Source organism: Acinetobacter sp. ACNIH3, from assembly GCF_002918965.1.
Lineage (GTDB): Bacteria > Pseudomonadota > Gammaproteobacteria > Pseudomonadales > Moraxellaceae > Acinetobacter > Acinetobacter schindleri.
Map to the genome: position 1 here is coordinate 1 of NZ_PQLP01000126.1, position 1,326 is coordinate 1,326.

A 1,326-nucleotide genomic window follows, 5' to 3' on the forward strand; every position below is an offset into this window, starting at 1 on the left:
AGAGATGGATCCGTAAATTTGAACAACTCCTATAAGTGATATTCTGCTCCTCAAATGATGTTATAAACATCAATATATGGAGTATTTTATGGCACGTAGACCAAGAAGAAATCATTCAAATGATTTTAAAGCTAAGGTAGCACTTGCTGCGATTAAAGCAGAAAAAACACTTGCTGAATTGAGTGCTGAGTTTGATGTTCATCAAAACCAAATTATTGACTGGAAAAATCAATTGATCTCAGCTTCCTCGCAAGCTTTCGATCAATCAAAAGCTCCAACAGAACCACCCATCGATCTAAAAAAACTACATGCAAAAATCGGTGAGCAGGCATTAGAAATTGATTTTTTAGAAGGTGTGTTGAAGAAACTGGGCCGCTTCAACCACAAAAGTTAATCGACGACTCACTTCAGATTTCAGTATCTAAGCAAGCTAAGCTGCTGAAAGTCTCCCGTGGTTGTTATTACTATCGCCCAAAACCTGTGAGTGCATCAGATCTGAAGCTGATGCGATGTATTGATGAATTACATATGCAATATCCTTTTGCAGGCAGTCGTATGATGCGTGATTTGTTGAATCGTCAAGGACATCATATAGGACGACGTCATACACGTACTTTAATGAAGAAAATGGGTATTCAGGCGTTATATTGCAAACCAAATTTAAGCCAGGCTAATCAAGCTCACCGTAAATATCCATATCTGCTCAAAGGATTGGCTATTCAGCGCAGTAATCAAGTGTGGTCTACGGATATAACGTATATCCCTATGGCAAAAGGCTTTGTTTATTTATGTGCTGTGATTGATTGGCATAGCCGCAAGGTACTTGCGCATAGAGTATCGATTAGTATGGAGGTGGATTTTTGTATTTCGGCTTTAAATGAAGCGATTGAAAAATATGGTCGACCTGAAATATTTAATACAGACCAAGGCAGCCAGTTTACCAGTGATGCATTTATTGATGTATTGAAATCAAATGGCATTCAAATCAGTATGGATGGTAAAGGTCGATGGGTAGATAATGTGATGGTTGAACGATTATGGCGGAGCGTTAAATATGAAGAGGTGTATCTCAAAGCTTATAGCAGTGTCACAGATGCGAAAAAGCAATTAAGTGCATATTTTGAGTTTTATAATTTGAAACGACCTCATTCGAGTCTAGACAAAATGACACCAAATGAGTTTTACTATGATCAGCTACCCCAACAAAACAAGGTGGCTTAACTAGAGCGGAATATCACTTATAAATACGCTTTTAGTTGTTCAAACAAGTGGGACCACCTCTTTCAGTGCACGTATCGGATACGTAAAAGAAATAGGATTACCTCT

The 1,326-nt window shown here is 38.1% G+C and carries 1 protein-coding gene; it reads left to right on the plus strand.

What is annotated here, in order from left to right; all coding sequences use genetic code 11:
• The first annotated feature begins 88 nt into the window (after nt 1-88).
• Nucleotides 89-1,221, plus strand: a protein-coding gene (locus tag C3420_RS17005; RefSeq protein ID WP_223155595.1) for an IS3-like element ISAba14 family transposase whose coding sequence is annotated in 2 segments (ribosomal slippage) — nt 89-341 and nt 341-1,221 — 1,134 coding nt in all. Because the reading frame shifts where the segments join, the coding sequence is not laid out codon by codon here.
• Nucleotides 1,222-1,326 lie beyond the last annotated feature (105 nt).